This window comes from Brucella sp. NBRC 12950 (assembly GCF_030268145.1).
Taxonomy (GTDB): domain Bacteria; phylum Pseudomonadota; class Alphaproteobacteria; order Rhizobiales; family Rhizobiaceae; genus Brucella.
Window position 1 is genome coordinate 20,292 of the sequence record NZ_BSQC01000016.1, and the last position, 22,109, is coordinate 42,400.

Genomic DNA, 22,109 nt, shown 5'->3' on the forward strand with positions numbered 1-22,109 from the left:
CTTATGAACAATCTTTTGCTCAAAAACATCCGTCCAATGGCAGGCGACACCTGTGACATGCTGATCCGCGACGGAAAAATTGCCGGTTTCGGGCAATTCGATGCAGAAGCGAGCATGGTCGTCGAAGACGGCGGTAACGCTATTGTCGCACCTGGTTTGATTGACGCGCATACGCATCTCGACAAAACAACATGGGGCATGCCTTGGCATGTCAATAATCGCGCGGCGATCCTGCGCGAACGGATTGATTTTGAACGTGAGAACCGGCTGCAGATTGGACTTGATCCACATCGCCAATCAATGCGCCATGCGATCGGTCTCGTCGCAAACGGCAGCACGCATATCCGCAGTCACGTGGATATCGATCCGATACATGGCCTCTCACTTGTTGAAGGTGTTTGGGAAACGCGCGAAAAGCTCCGGGGCGTTATCGATATTGAGATCGTCGCTTTCCCACAGTCGGGCCTTATGGTCATGCCGGGCACGAAAGAGCTCCTAGATGAGGCGCTTCGCCATGGATGTGAAGTGCTAGGCGGAATTGATCCTTGCGGTATTGATCGAGATCCAAAGGGCCAACTCGATATCCTGTTCGCTCTTGCGACCAAATATGGGGTACCGATTGATATTCATCTGCATGAAACGGGTGACCTTGGTGCCTTCACCATGGAGCTTATCTTTGAGCGAATCCGTGCGAATGGCATGGAAGGCAAAGTTGCTATCAGCCATGCCTTCGCGCTCGGAATGAACGACTATCTTCGTGTCGGTCAACTCATTGAACAAATTGCCACCCTTGATGTCGCGATACTGACAACCGGCGCGCCTTCTGCGACTGTGCCGTCGATCAAGCGGCTCAAAGAAGCAGGTGTGCGTATTGGGGGCGGGTGTGATGGCATTCGTGACACCTGGGGGCCATGGGGTCAACCAGACATGCTGGACCGTGCAAAAGTCATCGGTATGAAAAACGGTGTTCGCTCAGATCACGATTTGGAGCATCTCTTGCACATCGTCTCTCAGGGCGGTGCAGATGTCATGCGACTTGAAAATTACGGACTCGATGTTGGCTGCAATGCGGATTTCACACTCTTAACGGGTGAGACGCTGGCGCATGCAGTCGTGGATATCGCTCCAAGGCCGCTGGTGGTCAAAGGGGGTCGAATTACCGCCCGACAGGGCGTTTCAGTGGTGGAGATTCCATAATGAGCCAATCACTGGATACTCTTCTGCTGGGCGGTCGCCCTCAAGGGCGCACTCTTGTTACCGCGAGCTGGGTTGTTGGACACAAGGATGGAGGGCACCGGCTGTTGAAAAACGGTGAGGTGGTCTTCGAAAATAGCGAAATTGTGTTTGTAGGACACAAATTTGCAGGTGACGTAGCCCGCCGTGTTGATTTTGGAAACGCATTGATCAGTCCTGGTTTGATTGATCTTGATGCGCTATCAGATCTCGATACAACGATCCTTGGCATCGATCATCATCCAGGTTGGGCGAAGGGTCGGGTGTGGCCGCGTTCTTACGTGGCTGCTGGACCTCATGAAATGTACACTTCCGAGGAGTTGGCCTTTCAAAAGCGGTTCGCGTTCGGCCAGCTTTTGCTCAACGGCATCACCACTGCCGCGCCAATTGCCTCGTTGTTCTACCGTGAATGGGGCGAAACGGTCGCCGAGTTTGATGCCGCCGCGGACGCTGCGGGCGAGCTGGGTTTGCGCGTCTATCTAAGTCCAGCCTACCGCTCTGGTGGAATGGTCCTGGAAGCACCAGGCAAAATAGTTCCCGTATTTGACGAGGAACGCGGCTACCGAGGGCTCAACGACGCAATTGCTTTCATCCAACGCCAGAATGGACGCCATGGCGACCTCGTGCGTGGTATGCTCGCGCCCGATCGGGTGGAAACGTCAACGCTCGGGCTCATCCAGCGCACCGATGCTGCAGCCCGTGATCTGGGCTGTAAATTCCGCCTTCATATGGCGCAAGGCGCGATGGAGGTGGATACGGTGCGTATGTTGCACGGTTCGACCGCGCCGGTTTGGCTGGCAAAGAATGGCTTTTTGAGTGAACGCCTGATTGCTCCACACGCCACCAACGCCACCGATGAAGATCTCGGTCTTTACGCCGAAAATGGTGTCTCCATCGTTCATTGTCCGCTGGTGTCTGGCCGCGGCGGCTCGATCTTAAAATCGTTCTCCGATTGCCGAAAGCGCGGGATCAATATTGCAATGGGTACTGATACCACGCCCCCAGATATGCTGATGAACCTGCTTGCAGGTCTTATCACAGGTCGTGTCGCAGATGGTTCTCCAGAGCGTTTGCGTGCCGCAGATCTTTATGACGCTGCGACGATGGGTGGCGCAAAGGCGCTCGGACGGTCTGATCTTGGGCATTTGTCTGCGGGCGCGCGTGCGGATATTGCCGTTTTCTGCCTCGACGACACGTTCATGGCCCCCTCCATTGATCCAATCACAACGATCGTTACTGGTGGCTCGGGGAAAATCACAAAGGCAGTTTTTGTCGACGGGCGTCTTTCCATGCTGGACCGTCAGTTGGCAGGATTCGACATGCAAAAAGCACGAGATCAGGCGCAAATCCAATATGACGGGCTTATAGCCAAATACCCGGAGCGGAGCTGGAATAATCCAACGGTAGAAGAAATATTTCCGCCAAGCTACCCAATTGAGGGTCCGACAGAGGGAGGCGCAAATGGGTGACATACAGGAACCAGTCATTGAAGTCCGTAACCTCCGTGTGGACTTCCCAGGACGGCGTGGCACCGTTACAGCGCTTTCCGATGTTAGCTTGTCGATCCGGCCCGGTGAAATTCTAGGCGTCGTCGGTGAATCGGGTGCAGGAAAGTCTATGACCGGTCTCGCGATACAGGGGCTGCTCGAACAGCCAGGACATATCGCAGGGGGTGAAGTCTGGCTTGGCAAGCAACGCATTGATACACTTGATGATCGCGCGATGGAAAAAATTCGTGGCCGCGAAATTGGTGCCATCTTCCAAGACCCTCTCACCTCGCTCAACCCCCTCTTTACGGTTGGAGCACAGCTTGTTGAAACCATCCGTCGTCATCTCGGTCTCGGAAAGGCAGAGGCGAAAGCCCGCGCAGTTGAGCTGTTGCGTGATGTGGGAATTCCTTCACCGGAAGAACGCGTTAGCCAATACCCACACCAGTTTTCCGGTGGTATGCGTCAGCGCGTGGTGATCGCACTTGCCCTTGCCGCGTCTCCCAAGCTGGTTATCGCGGATGAACCTACCACAGCGCTGGACGTCTCGATCCAAGCTCAGATCATTTCGCTCTTGCGTAAGCTTTGCAAGGAGAAGCAGACCGCCGTAATGTTGGTGACACACGATATGGGTGTCATCGCAGAGGCTGCTGACAGGATAGCTGTCATGTATGCCGGGCGGTTGATTGAAATCGGTATGGTGGAGCAGGTTCTCCATCACCCGCGTCACCCCTATACGCAAGGCCTAATGTCTTCAATTCCCTCGCTTGGTGCGCGTGTAGAGAAGCTCAATCAGATCGATGGTTCCATGCCTCGCCTTGATGCTATTCCTGATGGCTGCGCATTCAACCCTCGTTGCAAGTCAGCGGGTCCGCGTTGTCAACGCGAACGCCCGGAACTAACATTTTCAGATCAAGTCGCTAGTGCATGCTGGCTGAGCGCAGGAGGCACCGCATGATAAAACCTTTGGACAGAGCCCCCGCTCTCACCGTTGATCGACTGGTAAAAACTTTTGATGTGTCCGCTCCCTTGTTGAACCGCATTGTCGAGCGTAAACCCAAACAATATCTTCAGGCTGTCAACGATATTAGCTTTTCGGTGCCGTCGGGCGGTTGCCTTAGCATTGTGGGCGAAAGCGGCTGTGGTAAATCAACGGTCGCACGATTGATTACCGGTTTGCATAATGCAACAAGTGGCGAAATGCGCTTTGCGCCAGGAAAGAGCGGCGCCCCTTTATCTGCGCAGATGATATTCCAAGATCCCTACGCCTCGCTTAATCCACGCTGGCGCGTCAAGAACATCATCGCGGAGCCCCTGCGTGAGCTAAAGTTGCGCGATAGTGCAGCTGCGGTGACCGAACGCGTAGAAGAACTTTTGCGTACAGTCGGACTTTCACCTTCGGACGGTGAAAAGTTCCCGCACGAATTTTCGGGCGGGCAACGCCAACGTATTTCCATCGCCCGGGCATTGGCAAGTGAGCCGGAATTCCTTGTCTGCGATGAACCAACCTCCGCGCTTGATGTCTCTGTTCAAGCGCAGGTTCTCAATTTGATGCGTCGTCTACAAGATGAATTGGGACTGACTTATCTCTTCATCAGCCACGATATGAGTGTCGTTCGCCATATGTCGGACCGCATCGCTGTGATGTATTTAGGGCGGATTGTTGAGGAAGGCGATACAGAAGAGCTCTTTGCCGAGCCGCGGCATCCATACACGCAGCTCTTGTTGCAGACGATCCCGAATATTACAGCGCCTAACCGCAACAGAGAACCGGCGACTGGTGAGGTACCAAGCCCCCTTAAGCCGCCATCAGGCTGCACGTTCCATCCACGCTGTCCTCTAGCGATCGGGCGGTGTTCAAAGGAAGTGCCGGCGATGCAGCTCTTGCCGAATCGCACGCGTGTTGCCTGCCATTTAGTAGAAATGGAAGTTTGACGACAAAAATCACGAAGGGAGCCGTTTTTCGACTTCCTTCGAATTATGCCAATGCAGCTCGTAGATCGTGGGAGAGATCGCGTATCTCACTCAGGTCAAGTTCGGACTCCACATGTTCAAGATGATGCGCCATAAGATGCACGGCCTTCTGAACGTCCTTTGCCGAGATTGCCTCCACGATCTCCGCATGTTCGTCAGGTCCACAATTAAACCGTGCGGTATTGCGATATACGGCCATGATCAGCGAGCTGCGGGCAATAAGATCCCGCATTGTTGTGAAGAGGAAATCGGATCCGGTCAGTTCCGCGAGCAAAAGATGAAAGCCGCCAGAGAGCTTTATGATATCTGTGGTACTGTCTTCAGCATTTGCAACCCGCTCCTGATCGACGTGATCGCGAAGTTTTTTTGTGCTATCCTTCAATTTAGACGAGCAAAGCCGTTCCACGATACATCGTTCGACTGCTTGCCGAACAAAGAATACGTCCCGGGCTTCTTCAACGGACGGTTTGCTGACGAAGGCACCGCGGTTGGGGATGATCGTGACCAAGCCGTCTCGTTCAAGCACAGTCAGCGCCTGTCGGATACGCGCGCGACTAACATTGAAAATCGACGCCAACTGCTCTTCTTTGAGTTGAACGCCGGGACGCAATCGCCTTTCAGCAATCGACAGCCAGACCCGTTCAACTATCTGCTCCACCGACAGTGCAGTTGGTGCGTTCATAAGTAATTCTCCTTGTTGATGCAGACAATCGCTATACGCGTGGAAAAGTCAACTCTGGGATTTAATTGCTTGCAGTATTGTCGACAATATGAAACATTATTGTAGGCTATAATTCAACATTTGGGCTACTCATGGAATTTGATTTCGAAGCCATTGAACCGCAAAGCCGCTATCGACTGCTGACCAACTTTATCGGCCCGCGTCCAATAGCGCTTGTGACGACCCGTTCAGAAGCTGGGCACAACAACGCTGCGCCCATGAGTTTTTTCAACGTGTTTTCTCATGACCCGGCGATTGTCGTTCTGGGGATTCAGCCACGCGTTACGGGTGAACCGAAGGACACTATGATCAATATTCGTCGGTCCGGCGAGTTCGCTATCAGCATGGTTGATATGGCACTATCCCAACAGATGCTGATATGCGGGCTTGGTTTCGACAGTGAGGTAGATGAGCTTGAAGTTGCAGGACTAACACCCGTTGCTAGCCGCAAAATCGATGTCGCCTATCCTGAGGAAGCGCCCTGTGTTTTCGAGTGCCGGGTCGAAAGGTTAATAGATTATCCGCGTCGAACTCTGGTCCTGGGAGAGGTTGTGCAAATGCATGTTCACCGCAATTGTCTGGATGCTGGGGGGCATTACGTGGATCCGGAGTTTTATCAGCCTATAGCCCGGCTTCACGCCGACAATTATGTGGCATCCGACCGTCAATTCGTTTTGAAAGCACCGCCGATCGGCGATTTCAAGAGGCCGAAACAGTAGGCTTACAGCCTGGCAACAGAGAATTCGAAGATGCATATTTATCTCATAAATCCTAATTCAACGTCCACGATGACAGCACAGGCTCTCGAAAGCGCTTTGTTGGTCAAGCACGAACAGACGCAGATTTCCGCGACGAACCCCCTCGACACTCCGGTCAGTATCGAGGGCGGCGCGGATGAAGCGATGGCGTTGCCGGGAATGTTAGCGGAAATCCGTAATGGTGAGCTTCTGGGTGCAGATGCCTATGTTATAGCCTGCTTTGACGATCCGGGTTTGCATGCAGCTCGCGAAGTGGCCACAGGTCCTGTAATCGGTATTTGTCAGGCCGCGATACAAGTGGCGATGACAATCAGCCGTCGCTTTTCAGTGATTACAACATTGCCTCGCTCGGTGGCGATCATAGAGGATCTTGTGAGTGACTATGGTGCAGATCGGTATTGCCGCAAGGTCCGCGCCATCGACCTGCCAGTATTGGCTCTTGAGGAAGACGCCTATAACGCCGAGCAGCTGTTGATCAGGGAAATCGAAAGTGCAAAAGCTGAAGATGGGGCGGAAGCAATCGTTCTGGGTTGTGCGGGAATGTCGTCATTGTGTGAGCGTCTCAAAGAGGCAACCGGAGTTCCGGTGATCGATGGAGTGACTGCCGCAGTAAAAATGGCAGAAGCGCTGGTCGGGGCAGGTTATTCCACGTCGAAAATCAACAGCTACGACTATCCGCGGATCAAAAGCGCGGTTGCAACCAAGATTGTCCCCCAGATAGCCTGACACTCAGTGTATTGTTGACAATATTGTTTTCTTTGTGCGCCTCGGATAGTTGACTTCCAATCGTGCACTGAGCGTGTTGGCAAAGAAGGGGAGGGATGCTCATGGTAGAGCCCAAGGGTGTATCGACACAACAAATTGTCGAAAAGGTATGGTTGTCAATCGCTGAGCGCCGTCTGCGTCCGGGCGTACAGCTTAAAGAAGAGCAAATGGCAGAGATCTTCGGGGTAAGCCGCGCGCGGATCCGGCAAGCACTCGCTGCCCTTACGCGGGAGGGACTTGTCGATATTGTGCCCAATCGGGGAGCATTTGTTTGCAAGCCGACGGTCGCGGAAGCCAGAGACGTGTTCTTTGTACGCCGCACGGTCGAACGCTGTGTCGTCGAACGCTTGTGCCGGTCCGCAACGCGAACTGATTTGAAACGGCTCAGCGACCATGTCGCCAAGGAGAGAATAGCTAATCTGAGTAATATTCCGACCGACATCATTAAGCTATCCGGCGGTTTTCATCTCCTTCTGGCAGAGCTTGCATCCTCCGATTTCCTGTTCACGATGATGCGTGATCTCGTCTCCCGCACATCGTTGATTACGGCAGTCTATCGCAATGAAGATTACTTCAATTGTGGTCCCGACGAACATGCGTTGATCGTGGATGCAATAGTGAACAAAGATTTGGCGAACGCCGTCGATCTTATGGCACACCATCTCGATCACGTTGAAAGCCAACTCGATTTGCGAGAGTTAAACAGACACTCCTACGATTTGAGTGCAGCACTTGCTTGATAAATAGCGAAGAAGAATGATTGGTCTTTGTACGAGATGAACTCCGACTTGACATAACTGAGCACGTGTTTACAGAAATTCAAAACAGCGATTTGCCGGAGTTGGCGAGATGAGCGCGGCTTTGGCAAAAGAATTTGTGGGCACCAAATGAATGGTATAACACGCATGGTTGAAAGAACTGGTTTGGCGTTAAGCCTCTGTAATAATATGCCCAATTCGTTATTTTTCTTAAATTGAAGCGGAGCAATTCATTAGGCACCATTGCCCGGCGATAGGGCTTATTTCGTGGTCGGCCACTCGCTCCCATAAGATTAGGTTGATGATACTGGCTATCATCCACCTTTGCCACGATTCATACCTCAGCGCTATTTTAGTCCGACACCAAGCGCTCGCAAGCCGTGATGAAGTAATTTTTGCCCGTACCACTTGTGCATTATATCTCTATTGTCTGGATCTAACTCTCTGCGCCGAGGCTTTTCTGGAGCTTCTTTGCTTGAGAGTTCAACTTTGTGGCTCTGAGCGCTGTCCCAGGAAAAAGCCATGAAGGGATCGAGCTCACGAGAAGGCAACATGGATGCGGGGACAACTAAAACCACGAGCGGAAATTTTAGGTAAGTCTCCTTCCTATCACATCCAAAGAAGCGACGAGGGTAACTTTAACAGCCTCTGCGCACGATAGAAACTTGTTAGCGCGGGCACTCTCGCTTGTAAAAGGGATAACTTTTTACAAAAAAGTCCATTGAGAGCGCCGAAGATCGGTCAATGTTGAATGGCGCGTTAATCAATTCGTTTCAACCCGACACTCCCCACGCAGCATCTGAAACCCATATCATTCAGCAGCCCATCGCAAAAGGGCCGTCGTATATTAGAATCATGTTAAACTATCGTCCAATCCGTTCAACCATCCGGGGAGCGGCGTAACGGTTACTTCATGGTCAGATGCTGTGGAAAAGGCCGATCAAAATCGTTCCGCTGACGATGAACGGGGATAAGGTCGTCACGATTAACTTCCTGCAACCCGCCAAACGTCTTGTTAAGCGAAGAGTTAGGAGTGGAGTGTGTTGAGCTGAAGACTGTCTCTAATGCAAACGATCACCTGTCGAAAAGCCTGTCGGCGCAAAACAGCGATCGATAACGGCCGAGGAAGCCCCCGGATCCGCGAGCAGAATCCAAAAATAGATTGCCCTCACCGTAGCAGGGTCGAACGATGGCGCCACGTTTCGCCGTCAAGGCTCTATTTAATAAAGGTGTATGAGCATCATTCAAACAGCATCCCCGCGCAGTTGCGCCGGGATGCTGTTGCGTGACTTTACGCACGGAGCGTTTGTAGGTTTCCGGCACGTGAAGCCGTGACGGAAAAAGTCGCAGAAATCTCGTTTGTTGGGCCTAATTCTTTATCGTATCCTCCAGAAAGAAACGACCGAGAGGGTTCTGATAAAAATTCTCGATATTTTTGCCAGTTACATTGATGTAAGGGCTATAATAAAGATCAATCCAGTTCACGTCATCTTTGGCCATTTTTTGGAGATCGATGTACATCTCCTCGCGTTTCTTGGGATCAAGCTCTAGGCGCGCAGCCGCAACAAGTTCTTTAACCTTCTCATTATTGTAGCGTGTCATGTAATTCATGTTCGTGTCATGGCCCAGAACAAACGTAGTCTTTTGATCAGGGTCTAAGACGTCATTGGTCCAGTACATGACGGAGATATCATAATCGCCCGCGATAAGCATATCCCAGCTCTGGCTCGGATCAACTTTCTGCAAGTTCACAGTTACACCAGCCTTTTGAAGCTGCTGCTGCAGAAGAACAGCAATTTGCTCATCGGTTTCATTGCCAGCATTGACGATATAGTTGAGTGTCAAATCAGACGCACCAGCATCTGCGAGCATCTGCTTTGCCTTCTCCGGGTCATAGGGCCGCTTGAGGTTGTCTGCATAGTGATAAAGCGCGCCCTTTGGAATGTAAGAATTTGCGACCTGACCAATACCAAAGGTGACTGTGTCGACAATAGACTGTTTGTCTATGGCCATATCAAGCGCTTGTCGCACTGCCTTCTTCGCAAGCGCTCCACGCTCATGATTGATTAGAAGATGATCCTCACGTGTAGAGGTATCTTCGTGAACTTTCAGATTGGGATCTTTTTTCAACTCAGCGACACGTGAAAACGGCACGAAAATTGCTGCATCAAGCTGGCCCGCTTGGACGTTCAGCATGCGCGTATTATCGTCGGGAACTGAAATCCATTCGACGCCGTCGAGTTTGACCCGATCAGCCTCCCAAAAATTCGGGTTTCTTTTAAGAATCACGCGATCGCCACGGCGCCATTCGTCCACGACAAAAGCACCTGACGCGACAGGCTTCTCCGCGAAGGCATCTTCGCCCATCTCTTCCAACGCCTTTTTGGAAAGAACAGAAACATTTGGCAAGGCAAGTGTCGAAAGGAAGGGTGCTGACGGTGTCTTCAGCTTGACGACCAGAGTGCGTGGATCTGATGCGCCAGCGGTGTCGACCACTTTATAGGAATCGCTCCATAGCGATGCCGGGTTGTCGCGGATACGCAAGATTGAGAATGCGGCATCTTCAGCTGTGATGGGCGATCCGTCCGAAAATTTAGCATCCCTTAGCTTGAAGGTATAAGTCAGACCGTCATCGGAAACGGACCAGCTTTCGGCAAGGCCCGGCTCGAGCTTTGTTCCCGTCTTATCAACCCGCACAAGTACGTCGTAGACATTCGAGAACACCCAGTTGTCAATGTTTTGGGCCGTCTTGATAGGATCGAAGGTCGAAGAATCCTCCCGCCGACCGATTGTCAAAACCCCTGCTGCTTCAGCCAGTGCAGCTCCAAAGGTGATGTTTGTCATCACAGTGATGAGACCGATTTTCATCCATTTTTTTAGCATCTCATATCCCCTTTTGTTTTTGATTGAATGCTTGTGCTTAATGCAAGTTCAGCTGGCTTGGGCTACAACGGGCCTAGCGAACAATGACTTTTCTGGGTCGATATCTGGTATTGCTGCGATGAGTGCCGCGGTATAGGCTTGCTTTGGATGGGCAAAAACTTCCGCGCTCAATCCTTCTTCGACGATTTCTCCGTGATACATAACAACAACGCGCTCACAGAGGTTGCGTACAACGGCGAGATCGTGAGCGATGAAAAGCAGCGTTAATTTCATTTTGTCTTTCAGCTCTCGGAACAGCTCAACAATCTGAGCCTGAATAGTGACATCAAGGGCTGCAATACATTCATCCGCGATAATCATTTTTGGCTCAACGGCCAAGGCACGAGCAATGCCAGCGCGTTGGCATTGGCCGCCACTCATGCTGCGCGGCTTTCGCGTCGCAAAGCTCTGGTCTAATCCTACCAGATCCAGGAGTTCGTTGATGCGCGCTGGAATATCAGTCACATTAATCTTTGCCTGAACTTTCAAGACCTCAGCTAACGTTTCTCCCACAGTCATTCTCGGATTGAGCGAGTTAAACGGATCCTGAAACACCATCGCTGCGTCGCGACGTAACAAAGATAAAGCCTCTTTTCTGTCCGCACTGAGCACCTGACCATCAAATGTGATGCTTCCTTCAGCAATCGGCGTCAAGCCGAGGATCGCGCGTGCGAGGGTACTTTTCCCGCTGCCCGACTCTCCGACGATGCCAATGGTTTCTCCGGAACGAACTTCAAGACTAACGCCTTTCAAAGCACTTGTTGCGTGACGTTTAAGGATCCCGCCAGCAACTGGGTAGCGAACGTGTAGCTCATTAACCTGAAGCAATGGCCTGTCCGCTGTCTCTAGAACTGCTTGTCCCAGTGCAGTTTCTGGCAAGGAGGGATGGCTTGCGATCAAGTTTTTTGTATAAGGATGAACGGGTTGAGATAGCACTTCCTCTTTCACACCCTGTTCAACCAGTTTACCATTACGCATCACTGCAATTCGATCGCAGGTCTGTGCAACGACTCCGAGATCATGCGTGATCAGGATTATCGAAAGTCCGCGCTGGTCGCGGATCTGCATCAGTAGTTCGAGAATTTGAGCCTGAATAGTAACGTCAAGCGCTGTCGTGGGTTCATCCGCAATCAGGATTTCAGGGTCACATGAAAGCGCTACTGCGATCATCGCACGCTGGCGCATCCCACCGGAGAATTCATGGGGATAGCTGCGATATTGGCGCGAAGGATCGGTGAAGCCCACCTGTTTCATGATGTCAATTGCAGCAGTTCTTGCGGTGGCTTTACTGAGCCCCTGATGAAAGCGAATACCCTCCGCGATCTGGTCTCCCACACTCATGACGGGATCAAGATGGCTTGTCGGGTTCTGAAATACCATACCGATCCGCTTGCCGCGCACGGCAAGCATGTCGCTCTCACTTGCCTTCGTCAAATCAGCATCGTCGAGTAAAATCGAGCCCGACGTGATCTTTAGTATTTTGGCTGGAAGAAGCTGGACTATAGATCGGCAAAGCAAACTTTTGCCCGATCCACTTTCCCCAACCAATCCTAAAATCTCTCCCTTGTATAGATCCATTGAAACCTGATCGATCAAAAGGCGCGTTTCATCTGGAAGGTCAGCTTCGACCCGTAGATTACGAATGGAAAGCACTGGCGGTGTCATTCGTGCACCCCCAGTGCTTCGCCCAGCCCATCTCCGAGCATGCTAAATCCGAAGGCCAGAAATACGATAGAAAGACCAGGAAACAAAGTGATCCACCAGGCGGTTGTGACAAAAGGCTGGCCCTCGGCGACCATTACGCCCCACTCAGCGATAGGAGGTTGGACTCCAAGTCCAAGATAGCTAATTGCCGCGCCGTTTAACAGCACCAAGACTGCATCTGACATGACGAAGACCAGCGAGCCCGCTATAGCGTTGGGCAGGAGATGGCGAAACATGATGCGAAACCGACTGAAACCGAGGCTTTGTGCCGCCAGAGCATAATCGGTTGACTTCAGAACCAGAATTTGCGCACGAACAAGGCGCGCATAGGAAACCCAGCCCACCAACGCCATTGCTATATAAAAGCTGGTAAGCCCGGGCCCAAGAATAGCAATGATCGATAGCATCAAGACCAAGAATGGAAATGCAAGAATGATATCGATGATCCGCATGAAAATCGTATCAACAACGCCACCGAAAAAGCCGGCCAAGGTTCCAACGACGGTTCCTATCGCAAAAGGGAATATGACACCGAGGATCGCAATCTGAAGATCGATCCGTGCGCCCCAGATGACACGGGAGAGAATATCGCGACCAAAGTTGTCGGTTCCAAAGGGATGCAACCATGATGGCGACTGCATGCGTACTTCGGCATTTTGAAAAACGGGATCATATGGTGCTATCAATGGAGCAGCGAAAGCTAACACCACAAAAAGCGCCAGAACGACAACTCCGATCGTCAGCGTGGTACGTCGGCTAAGATACCGGCGCCAGTTGACGAAGGCTACAGGCATAAGACGCGTGCTCATAGCTTTACTCTCGGGTCAAGCGCGACGGTGGCAACGTCAGCAAGAAAATTGACCAGAACTGTTGCACAAGCAAACACCATCGCGACCCCTTGCACGACCATATAATCACGTGAAAAAATTGCCCGAACCAGCAATTGTCCCATACCGGGAAGGGCGAATACGCTCTCAACAACCACGGTACTGCCGATAAGCCAGCCAATGTTGACTGCCAGAAGATTGATCGTCGGCACGACTGAATTTGGAAGGACATGGCGCCAGAAGACTATGCTCTCAGGCATTCCGCGTGCCCGCGCTGCAGTTGCTATGTCCGAATTAAGCGACTGTATCATCGCAGCTCGCAGGCTTCGAGCAAGTACGGTTGAAAGTGAAAGCGCGATGGTGAGACTTGGTAGAACAAGGTGGGCCAGTTTTTCGCTCAAACGATTACCGTAGCCAGATACAGGCAACAGATCGAGTTTGACGCTGAACAGGATGATCAACATCAAAGCGAGCCAGAACGGAGGAAAGCCGATGCCAAATGTGGAAACGGTGCGAATGACATGATCACTCATTTTTCCAGCGCGACGAGCAGCAATTGCGGCCAGCGGTACAGCAATGACGACCGACAGGATCACGCTGCAGATAACAAGCATCAATGTGGGTTCAATACGTGTCGCGATCAGTTTGAGAACATCAATCTTATAAAGGATTGATTTGCCCATCTCGCCATTTGCGATATTGCGCAGGAAGTAAAGATATTGAAGCCACATCGGCTCATCGAGACCGTATTGCGCGCGAATATTTGCGATCGCAGTAGGCGTTGCGCGGGTGCCAAGCAGCACGCGCGCGGGATCTCCGGGGATCAGTCGCACCAGGATGAAGGTGATGACGCTGATCCCAAAGAGGACTGGTAAGAGCTGTAGCGGACGGCGCAATACAAACTGAAAGCGATGCATGAGGCGTGCAGTTTCTCCCTGCTATTTGACTGACTGCGAGATGCGATGTTTGTTCAAAAACGCGAGTAAGGCCGGGTAATATGAGGTTGGGTTCTCATAAAACGGCATATGACTGGCATTTGGTATCACATGCAGCTCGGCATTTCGCAGAGCAAGCTTCATACGCAGCGAACAAGCAGGCGTCAGTTCATCATGTTCGCCGACGCTTATCATGACAGGGACATCAATCTTGCCAAGATCAGGGATGCGATTCCAGTCTTTGAGGTTACCGGTATAGAGAAACTCGTTAGGTCCCTGCATAGTTTTATACGGACCCATATTCCAGTCATCGAGTGAACGCGTCACTGGTTGTGGCCAGTCCGACAATCGACATACGTGGCGATAATTCAGGATTGTTATCGCGGCAGCATATTCAGGATGGTCGAGCGTTCCTTGCGCTTCATGCTTTTGCATCATTGCAACGGTTTCTGGGCCGAGAGCATTGCGCAATCTCTCAAGCTCACTCACCAGATGCGGCATGTCAGCAACTGTGTCTTCGAGAATAACGGTTTGGAGGTTCTCAGGGTAAGTCAGCGCATAATCAATCCCAAGCCAACCTCCCCAGGAATGCCCGAGCAAATGGATTTTTCCGAGCGAAAGCGCCTGGCGGACAGTTTCCGTTTCTACGACATAACGCTCGATCGTCCATAGATCGGGATCCGTCGGTCGATCAGATGCACCGGTTCCAAGCTGGTCAAAGGCCACAACTCTATAGCCATGGTCAATCAAACACGAATGCGCGTCTCGCAGGTAATCGCAAGGCAGACCAGGTCCGCCATTGAGACAGAAGACGACATCGTCACCCGTTCCAAAGCTATATGCTACGACCTTATGCGGGCCAACGGCCACCTCATAGCGGTCATCCGGCTTCAACTCACGCCACATTTGTTCCCCGATCACCACAACGACTCGTTTACCGCGTCGAATTGTCAGCATCTTTTTCTTTTGATTTTGGACCGAATTGATGAACTATGCCACCTATAAGAAGTGATAGGATGCCTTGGGAGGTAAGTTTCGGAGATTACGATGCGCGACGAGATTGAGACGTTCAGGCAGAGCTTTACCGCCCATCAGACACTCGACGGTCGGATTGATGAGATATTTGCGGCCATGAAGCCACTTGGCTTTGAGGCACTTATTTACGATTACACCCCTTCCGCCTTCGATATGAACGGCAATATGATGGGGCCATCATTGATGAAATTACGCAATATCAGCGATGATATGCAGGAATTCTGGGCTGAAAAAGGCTATTTTCGGATAGATCCTGTGCAGCGTCTTGCTTGCCGCGCATCCGCACCGTTCTTTTGGAATTACGATGAGAAAGCTGAAACGCTGCTGCAAAAGTTTATGACGGAGGATACTGCACCCGTCGCAAACTACCTCCACGAGCGAGATATATCGGCGGGTGTGACTGTTCCCATCCACATGCCATTCGGCGATTACGCGACGGTGACCGGGGTGTTCTCTGGTTCACGGCCTGATTTCAAGCAACGTGCCCTTCGCTATGTAGCAGATTTCAATTTAATGGCGCAGATCTTTCATCAAGCAGCCTATGAACTCTTTGATGAGCAAATTCGCGGCACCGGAAAGGTAAATTTGACCGAGAGAGAGCGCGAATGTCTGCGTTATGCTGCGGAAGGTTTATCGGCAAAGGAAATTTCGCGGATCATTGCTCGGTCTGTGCCCACGGTCGTGATGCATCTTAATGCAGCTGCGAAAAAACTCGGTGCAAAAAATCGAACCCAGGCCGTGGTGCGGGCGACGCGCGGCCGACTTCTTGATGCCTGATTGAAGTCAGAACCTATAAGTTGTGATAGCTGCCAGGGGCAGTAAAGCCGCGCTATGGTCCTCAAAAATCGTACAAACGGAGGATCACTTGGCTGCTATCAGGCAAACGGAAGGCTTCATCCCATTTCGCGAATATAAAACGTGGTATCGTATCACCGGTTCTCTTGATCAAAGCAAACTCCCGCTGGTCGTTGCACATGGCGGTCCCGGTTGTACGCATGATTATGTGGATGCGTTCAAGGATATAGCTCCACTCGATGGCCGTGCGGTCATCCATTATGATCAGCTTGGTAACGGAAATTCGACCCGGCTTAGAGATAAAGGGGCTGATTTCTGGACTGTAGAGCTCTTTCTCGAGGAACTCGATAATTTATTACAGTTCCTAGGCATTAACCGACATTATGCTTTTCTCGGCCAATCATGGGGCGGGATGCTTGGTGCGGAACACGCGGTTCGGCAACCATCGGGCCTTAAAGCGCTGATCATCGCTAACTCTCCCGCAAATATGCGAACATGGGTCTCGGAAGCAAACCGACTGCGAAGCGAACTTCCCACAGAGGTACAACAAACACTTCTCAAGCATGAGAGGTTGGGCACGTTGACAGATCCAGAGTATCTGGCGGCTTCTCGCGTCTTTTACGACAGGCATGTTTGCCGTCTAAACCCATGGCCTCCAGAAGTTGCGAGAACATTCGCAATCATGGACGAAGATAATACCGTCTACCGAAACATGAATGGGCCAACGGAGTTTCATGTCATCGGTACGATGAAAGACTGGACGATTGAAGATCGTCTGAGCAACATATCTGTGCCCACCCTTGTGATTTCAGGATATTATGACGAGGCGACTCCGCTTGTGGTAAAGCCTTACGTGGAAAATATTAAGCAAAACCAATGGGTGATGTTTGAGCAATCCAGTCATATGCCGCATGTCGAAGAACGCGCATTATGCATGAAGGCCGTTTCCGAATTTTTGAATAGAATGGAATGAACAGACCGGACACGGCATTCTGCAATCATCTTTCGATAGCCGACATTCATTAAATTCCGCGGGAGCTCGAACTTGCCTCCGTTACGCAGGTGCTGCAGTTGATTGCCAGTGCCTGCGGACGATCTTGAGACAAGCGAAAGTACGGGAATTTTTTTCACTGTTTGCGAGACGGAGCTCAAAAAATTGCCCGATCCGTTGCATATTATGAAGTGGTCGGAGCGCCAGGAAGCAACGCTCGCTCAAGAACTTCTTTGTAGCCTTCTGTATCACAATGCATTCGGTATACAGTAAGACACAGAACAGAGCTTGCTGCGACAATCGCCAGACACACAAAAGCGTCGTTATCTCCTGATTAACTCAGGAGAATGACAAATGACTCAATCGTTTCATCCAAACAGACGCTTTGTTTTAGGTGCCGCGGCTTTTGCTGCCGCCGCAGCGCAACTTGGCACTGTGTCCTCTGCACACGCCCAAAACCAATCTGTTTCTCCTCAAAGCGGCGTAACAAAGCCAAGTGGAGGTTTTCCGGAAATACGTCATATCAAGGCCGGCGTCCTTGAAATTGGCTATGCGGATGTTGGTCCTGCTGACGGTCCCGCAGTTTTGCTGCTTCATGGCTGGCCTTATGACATCTATAGCTATGCAGACGTTGCCGAACTGCTCAAAGGACAGGGATACAGGGTCATCGTTCCGTTTCTCAGAGGCTATGGTTCCACACGCTTTATCTCGGCCAAAACGTCAAGAAATGGTCAGCAAAGTGCACTCGCGCTTGATATGATCGCACTCTTGGATGCCCTGAAGATTGAAAAAGTAATTTTAGGGGGCTTTGACTGGGGCGCACGCACCATTAATATCATGGCCGCACTTTGGCCCGAGCGCTGCAAATCTATGGTTTCGGTTAGTGGTTATCTCATTGGCAGTCAGGCAGCCAACGCCAAACCGTTGCCACCTAAAGCCGAACTCCTATGGTGGTACCAGTTTTACTTCGCCACTGAACGAGGCAAGCTCGGTTATGCGGCAAATGCGCGTGATTTCAATAAGCTGATTTGGGAGCAAGCGTCACCGCAATGGAAGTTCGACGACACGACCTTCGATTTAACGGCGAAAGCGTTTGAAAATCCTGATCATGTGGCAATCACTATCGATAATTATCGCTGGCGATTGGGGCTTACACGGGGAGAAAGAAAATACGACACCTATGAAGAAAAGCTAGCAAAATCGCCCAAAATCAGCATTCCAACAATCACCATGGAAGGCGATGCCAACGGCGCCCCGCATCCTGATCCGGCAGTATATGCGAAGATGTTTATAGCAAAGTATGAACACCGAAACGTGGGCAGCGGTATTGGGCACAATCTTCCTCAGGAGGCGCCTCAAGCATTTGCGCAGGCCATCCTTGACGTTGACAAGTTTTAATCAGACGTATTTTTCACAAACATTTTCGAACTGATATTTCGACCAAAACTAAACTCCGGCTGCAGCTGCAGCCGGAGTTTTTGCTGTAAAGGGTAACCGACTGCGTAAAGGCAAACACAAGGTCTTGTCGGCTATCGAGAAGCGGTGGCCACATTCTCAATAAGGTTAGAGACGACATCAGGGTGAGAGACCATGACCACGTGCGAACCGCCTTTGATCACGACTGTCTTTTTTGAATGTGCCCGCTCGGCCATCCAAGCTTGTGCAGCCGGCGGTATGTTTTTGTCCTGATCACCATAGACGAACCATGATGGTATCTCTTTCCAGGCGGGTTTTCCTGCCGGTTCTGAAAGCGCCTCATCTTTGATAGGGCGTTGCGCGGCTGCCATCAACCGTGCCTGTTTCTCCGGCACGTCGGCTGCAAACTGATCGTGGAATTTTTCCTGATCGATATAAAGATCCTTGCCCCCATCCAACAGTCCGACCGGGGGAGCCAAGGTGGGTCCCAAACTACTGCCGGGAAATTTTCCGCTCAACGCGATTGCACTTTCACCAGCATCTGGCGCAAAGGCTGCGACATAAACCAGGCCCTTTACGTTAGTGTGACCGTTGGCGGCATTGGAAATGACGCTGCCGCCGTAAGAATGCCCGACCAGAATGACCGGCTCCTTGATTGAGCCCACGATAGAGGAGACGTAGTCGGCGTCAGTCTTCACCCCTCGAAGCGGGTTAGCTGCGCTCACAACTTTGAAACCGTCGTTTTCGAGATTTTTGACAACTCCGTCCCAGCTACTGGATTCTGCAAATGCTCCATGGACAAGTACAATTGTCGGCTTCTGCTCGGCAAACGCCGCCCCTGTAATTGATGTCATGAGAGCGCCGATCAGGAAGATTTTGTTTAGCAAGTTCATTACTCCTATTGCTGCGTTGACCTGCAAAAACTGGAGCAATGCTGTATCCCAGATATGTCGATAATGCTTCTTTGTGTATCTGAAATCGTACATTCCAGTGCGGCAATTGCAATAAACGAGACTATCGGGAAATGGTTTCACCCACCGCCCGACGGTTCGAAACTCGCGCTGATTGAAATGCAGGCCTGCACAAGCCTATCCAACGGGGCCTATCCAACAGGTCTTATCCAAAAGTAAATGCATAAACCGCTGCACCTTTATCCAGAAAGCGTATCTCAAATTCGTGTTCTTTCACATCGGCGCTCTGGCGGATGAGTTGATAAAGCCTTGTGTTTTCAACCGTTCCATTGCCTTGCGCGTCAATATCTGAACCATGATCTGTGCCTGGGGCTTTACCGTCGATGGTGATCTTGTATCTTACAGGCTTCGAGGTCTCGCTCAGCCCCATCACGAGATGAAGATCGCGCGCACGAAAGCGGATTGCCAGACTGCCATCGGACCGGTCCAGTGTTGCCTTTTCGGCGCCAACTGTCCATGTGCCCGATAAGCCCCATTGGTTTAACCCAAGCGTGGTTAGAGAATACGATGCAGCTGCGTCTTCGACGATTTTTTCAGAAGCGATAAAACCCGTTGCGCGCTCATATCCAAGATAGGTCTCCGGGGAGCGGACATTGCCTAGATCGGGGCTTGCTTCCGCGCCTTTCGCATCCGGGTTTACTGCAGGCTCTGCCGCAGCCTGGCTTCCGGCTTCATGGAGAAGGTCTTGAATTGCTTGCTCGGTCTTACGATAGTTGCCTTCACCAAAATGCTGATAGCGGATTTTGCCATTGCTATCGATCAGGTAATGAGCGGGCCAGTAATTGTTGCTATAGGCGCGCCAGATTTTGTAGTCGTTATCGATGGCGACCGGATAGTCAATCTTAAAGCTCTCTACAGCCTTGCTGACGTTGTCGATTTTCTTTTCAAATGCAAATTCAGGGGTATGCACTCCGATAACAACGAGGCCCTTATCCTTGTATTTCTCCGCCCAGGCACGGACATATGGCACGGTCCGGATACAGTTGATGCAAGAATATGTCCAGAAATCAACCAAAACTACCTTTCCGCGGAGCTGCTCCATGGTTAAGGGCGCAGAATTCAGCCATTCAATGGCACCATCGAGCGGAGGCGCTAAATCTTCGATGGGAAGGGTGCTGCGATAAAGCTTCGGCTCAACATTGCTCGTGCTTGAAACCTGAGTGTCATCGAGGACTGGGGCTGGGTTTTTTGCGCTGCTGAAACGATCAAGGACGGATTGTTCGAGGGATGCCGTACTTGCGTAGGAAATGCGTGCAAGAAACCCGGTATCCAGTCCAAACGCTATCGCCAAGGCGCCTGAGATGACACCAATACCAATCGCTTTGCGGATACCTTCGCTTACACCAAGATATTGCTTCATCGATGTGAACAGCTTCCCACTGACACTGAGTGCAACACCAAGTGAAGTTGCCGCACCCGCTCCAAATGCGAGCAGTAAAAACAATGTCTGGAAACTCGCGCCATTGAGTGCTGCACCGGTGAGGATGAGACCAAGGATCGGTCCGGCGCATGGCGCCCAAAGCAGTCCTGTCGCTATCCCAAGAATGAAGGAGCTGGCGGCGGTGGAACCAGCTTTGTTGGATAAGGAACGGTTTGTCAGGCGATTGCCCCAATTCACGAGAGATTGGGTGCCGAACTGCGCAAAACGAGGGAACACCAGTCCCAGTCCGAACAGCGCCAGCAGAAATATAGCTGCGTATCTGCCATAACTATTGGCATTGATCACCCAGCTCCCACCGACGGTAGCAAGACTTGCCAAAAGCGCAAATGTGGAGGCCATGCCAATAAGCATCGGAAGCGCACTGCGCAAAAAAGGTTGCTCCGCACGGACGAAGACGAAAGGGAGAATTGGAAGAATGCAAGGGCTGAAGATCGTCAGAACGCCGCCAAGATAGGCGATTATCAGAAGCGTCATCATCGTTTCCTTTAAAACCAGGTTACAAGGCTCTGGGCGGCGATGTGGCTCGACCAGCAACAGCATCTGTTATGATGTGCCTGGGTATCCGGTATGTTTCTGACCTGTGGCCAATTGTATTTAAATGTAACAACCAGTCTTGGCGTATATTTTGTGCTCAGGCCGGAAAATTCGGGGGTGATACAATTTGATACATTACCCGTACTTTGTGAAATACACGGGATACGACGACGCAATAAAAACTTCTTCGAAGAGATTAACAGATGCCCAGTTAGGGCATTAACGACCGAACGGAGAGCTATGATGGCTGAAATCGAGAGAATACTTTATACAGGGCGCACACACACCACAGGTGGCCGCAATGGTTCGGCGCTGAGTGATGATGCAGAGCTCAATATTCGTCTTTCACCGCCTGGAAGCGGCAAGCCCGGCACCAATCCGGAGCAGCTTTTCGCAGCTGGTTGGTCTGCTTGTTTCATTGGCGCGATGACGAAAGCAGCCGCCAAACGCCAATTGCGTTTACCTGCTGACGTGGCAGTGGATACGGAGATCGATCTGGGAATGGCAGGGGACGCTTATCTGCTGCAGGCACGATTGCGTATTACGCTTGAAGGTTTGGAAAGAAGTGTCGCACAGGCCATTATCGATGATGCACATCAAACCTGCCCTTATTCAAAAGCGACCCGTGGCAATATTTCTGTGACACTGACACTCGTATGATGGCTGACAGGCATTCACGGCTGTATGAAAATATTTGCAGATGTGGTGCGTTTCAATGAAACCTACGCCTGTTCCAGGTTCGAAGTACGATGCCCGGATTGAAAATATCCGGGCGGTCGCTTCAAAAAGCTTTGTGTACTGCAGGCTTTCGCAGCAATAAAGACTATCTGAGCTCAACAAGA

At 51.3% G+C, this 22,109-nt stretch carries 19 protein-coding genes; 11 read left to right on the plus strand and 8 right to left on the minus strand.

Annotation, left to right across the window (positions count from 1 at the left end; genetic code table 11):
• Positions 1–3 precede the first annotated feature (3 nt).
• Genes QSJ70_RS22620 through QSJ70_RS22635 form a run of 4 tightly spaced genes read left to right on the plus strand, consistent with a single transcriptional unit; the run spans position 4 to position 4,655 of the window.
• Positions 4–1,197, plus strand: coding sequence for an amidohydrolase family protein (locus QSJ70_RS22620; RefSeq protein ID WP_285539850.1), 1,194 nt, complete (start codon positions 4–6; stop codon positions 1,195–1,197).
• Entirely contained in the window at positions 1,197–2,702 is a 1,506-nt protein-coding gene (locus tag QSJ70_RS22625) for an amidohydrolase family protein (RefSeq protein WP_285539852.1), read from the plus strand. The genes QSJ70_RS22620 and QSJ70_RS22625 overlap by 1 nt, the downstream gene beginning before the upstream one ends.
• Positions 2,695–3,678, plus strand: a complete 984-nt coding sequence (locus QSJ70_RS22630) for an ABC transporter ATP-binding protein (protein ID WP_285539854.1) — start codon at positions 2,695–2,697, stop codon at positions 3,676–3,678. The genes QSJ70_RS22625 and QSJ70_RS22630 overlap by 8 nt, the downstream gene beginning before the upstream one ends.
• A complete protein-coding gene (locus tag QSJ70_RS22635; RefSeq protein WP_285539856.1) occupies positions 3,675–4,655 on the plus strand; it encodes an ABC transporter ATP-binding protein in 981 nt (326 codons plus the stop codon). The genes QSJ70_RS22630 and QSJ70_RS22635 overlap by 4 nt, the downstream gene beginning before the upstream one ends.
• Before the next feature lie 43 nt (positions 4,656–4,698).
• On the opposite strand, the gene QSJ70_RS22640 is transcribed toward QSJ70_RS22635, so the two are convergent.
• Positions 4,699–5,376, minus strand: a complete 678-nt coding sequence (locus QSJ70_RS22640; RefSeq protein ID WP_285539858.1) for a GntR family transcriptional regulator — start codon at positions 5,374–5,376, stop codon at positions 4,699–4,701.
• Between the two features lie 131 nt (positions 5,377–5,507).
• On the opposite strand from QSJ70_RS22640, the gene QSJ70_RS22645 reads away from it, so the two are divergent.
• The 3 genes from QSJ70_RS22645 to QSJ70_RS22655 all read left to right on the plus strand — a co-directional run bounded on the left by QSJ70_RS22645 (position 5,508) and on the right by QSJ70_RS22655 (position 7,678).
• Positions 5,508–6,134, plus strand: a complete 627-nt coding sequence (locus QSJ70_RS22645) for a flavin reductase family protein (RefSeq protein ID WP_285539861.1) — start codon at positions 5,508–5,510, stop codon at positions 6,132–6,134.
• A gap of 30 nt (positions 6,135–6,164) precedes the next feature.
• Positions 6,165–6,899 carry an aspartate/glutamate racemase family protein gene (locus QSJ70_RS22650; protein WP_285539863.1) on the plus strand — a complete coding sequence of 245 codons (735 nt, stop codon included), beginning with the start codon at positions 6,165–6,167 and terminating at the stop codon, positions 6,897–6,899.
• 101 nt (positions 6,900–7,000) lie between these two features.
• Complete coding sequence (locus tag QSJ70_RS22655) at positions 7,001–7,678, plus strand: GntR family transcriptional regulator (RefSeq protein WP_285539865.1); 678 nt, start codon at positions 7,001–7,003, stop codon at positions 7,676–7,678.
• Positions 7,679–9,064: 1,386 nt separating this feature from the next.
• Here QSJ70_RS22655 and QSJ70_RS22660 read toward each other — a convergent pair.
• Genes QSJ70_RS22660 through QSJ70_RS22680 form a run of 5 tightly spaced genes read right to left on the minus strand, consistent with a single transcriptional unit; the run spans position 9,065 to position 14,990 of the window.
• Positions 9,065–10,579, minus strand: a complete 1,515-nt coding sequence (locus tag QSJ70_RS22660) for an ABC transporter substrate-binding protein (protein WP_502871712.1) — start codon at positions 10,577–10,579, stop codon at positions 9,065–9,067.
• 48 nt (positions 10,580–10,627) lie between these two features.
• Positions 10,628–12,283, minus strand: a complete 1,656-nt coding sequence (locus tag QSJ70_RS22665) for a dipeptide ABC transporter ATP-binding protein (RefSeq protein WP_285539867.1) — start codon at positions 12,281–12,283, stop codon at positions 10,628–10,630.
• The gene (locus tag QSJ70_RS22670; protein ID WP_285539868.1) at positions 12,280–13,131 is read right to left on the minus strand and encodes an ABC transporter permease; all 852 of its coding nucleotides are present in this window, start codon (positions 13,129–13,131) and stop codon (positions 12,280–12,282) included. Before QSJ70_RS22670 ends, QSJ70_RS22665 begins: the two co-directional genes overlap by 4 nt.
• Entirely contained in the window at positions 13,128–14,066 is a 939-nt protein-coding gene (locus tag QSJ70_RS22675; RefSeq protein ID WP_285539870.1) for an ABC transporter permease, read from the minus strand. Before QSJ70_RS22675 ends, QSJ70_RS22670 begins: the two co-directional genes overlap by 4 nt.
• 21 nt (positions 14,067–14,087) lie before the next feature.
• Positions 14,088–14,990, minus strand: a complete 903-nt coding sequence (locus QSJ70_RS22680) for a proline iminopeptidase-family hydrolase (protein WP_285540018.1) — start codon at positions 14,988–14,990, stop codon at positions 14,088–14,090.
• Between the two features lie 141 nt (positions 14,991–15,131).
• Here QSJ70_RS22680 and QSJ70_RS22685 point away from each other — a divergent pair, with 141 nt between their 5' ends.
• The 3 genes from QSJ70_RS22685 to QSJ70_RS22695 all read left to right on the plus strand — a co-directional run bounded on the left by QSJ70_RS22685 (position 15,132) and on the right by QSJ70_RS22695 (position 18,303).
• A complete protein-coding gene (locus tag QSJ70_RS22685) occupies positions 15,132–15,896 on the plus strand; it encodes a helix-turn-helix transcriptional regulator (RefSeq protein WP_285539872.1) in 765 nt (254 codons plus the stop codon).
• Between the two features lie 88 nt (positions 15,897–15,984).
• Complete coding sequence (locus tag QSJ70_RS22690) at positions 15,985–16,887, plus strand: proline iminopeptidase-family hydrolase (RefSeq protein ID WP_285539874.1); 903 nt, start codon at positions 15,985–15,987, stop codon at positions 16,885–16,887.
• Between the two features lie 372 nt (positions 16,888–17,259).
• Complete coding sequence (locus QSJ70_RS22695) at positions 17,260–18,303, plus strand: alpha/beta fold hydrolase (protein WP_285539876.1); 1,044 nt, start codon at positions 17,260–17,262, stop codon at positions 18,301–18,303.
• A 131-nt stretch (positions 18,304–18,434) separates the two neighbouring features.
• On the opposite strand, the gene QSJ70_RS22700 is transcribed toward QSJ70_RS22695, so the two are convergent.
• Positions 18,435–19,214, minus strand: coding sequence for an alpha/beta fold hydrolase (locus tag QSJ70_RS22700; protein ID WP_285540020.1), 780 nt, complete (start codon positions 19,212–19,214; stop codon positions 18,435–18,437).
• 223 nt (positions 19,215–19,437) lie between these two features.
• The gene (locus tag QSJ70_RS22705; protein ID WP_285539878.1) at positions 19,438–21,207 is read right to left on the minus strand and encodes a cytochrome c biogenesis protein DipZ; all 1,770 of its coding nucleotides are present in this window, start codon (positions 21,205–21,207) and stop codon (positions 19,438–19,440) included.
• A 303-nt stretch (positions 21,208–21,510) separates the two neighbouring features.
• On the opposite strand from QSJ70_RS22705, the gene QSJ70_RS22710 reads away from it, so the two are divergent.
• Positions 21,511–21,927 (plus strand): organic hydroperoxide resistance protein, encoded by a 417-nt coding sequence (locus QSJ70_RS22710; RefSeq protein WP_285539881.1) that lies wholly within the window; start codon positions 21,511–21,513, stop codon positions 21,925–21,927.
• Positions 21,928–22,109: the final 182 nt, after the last annotated feature.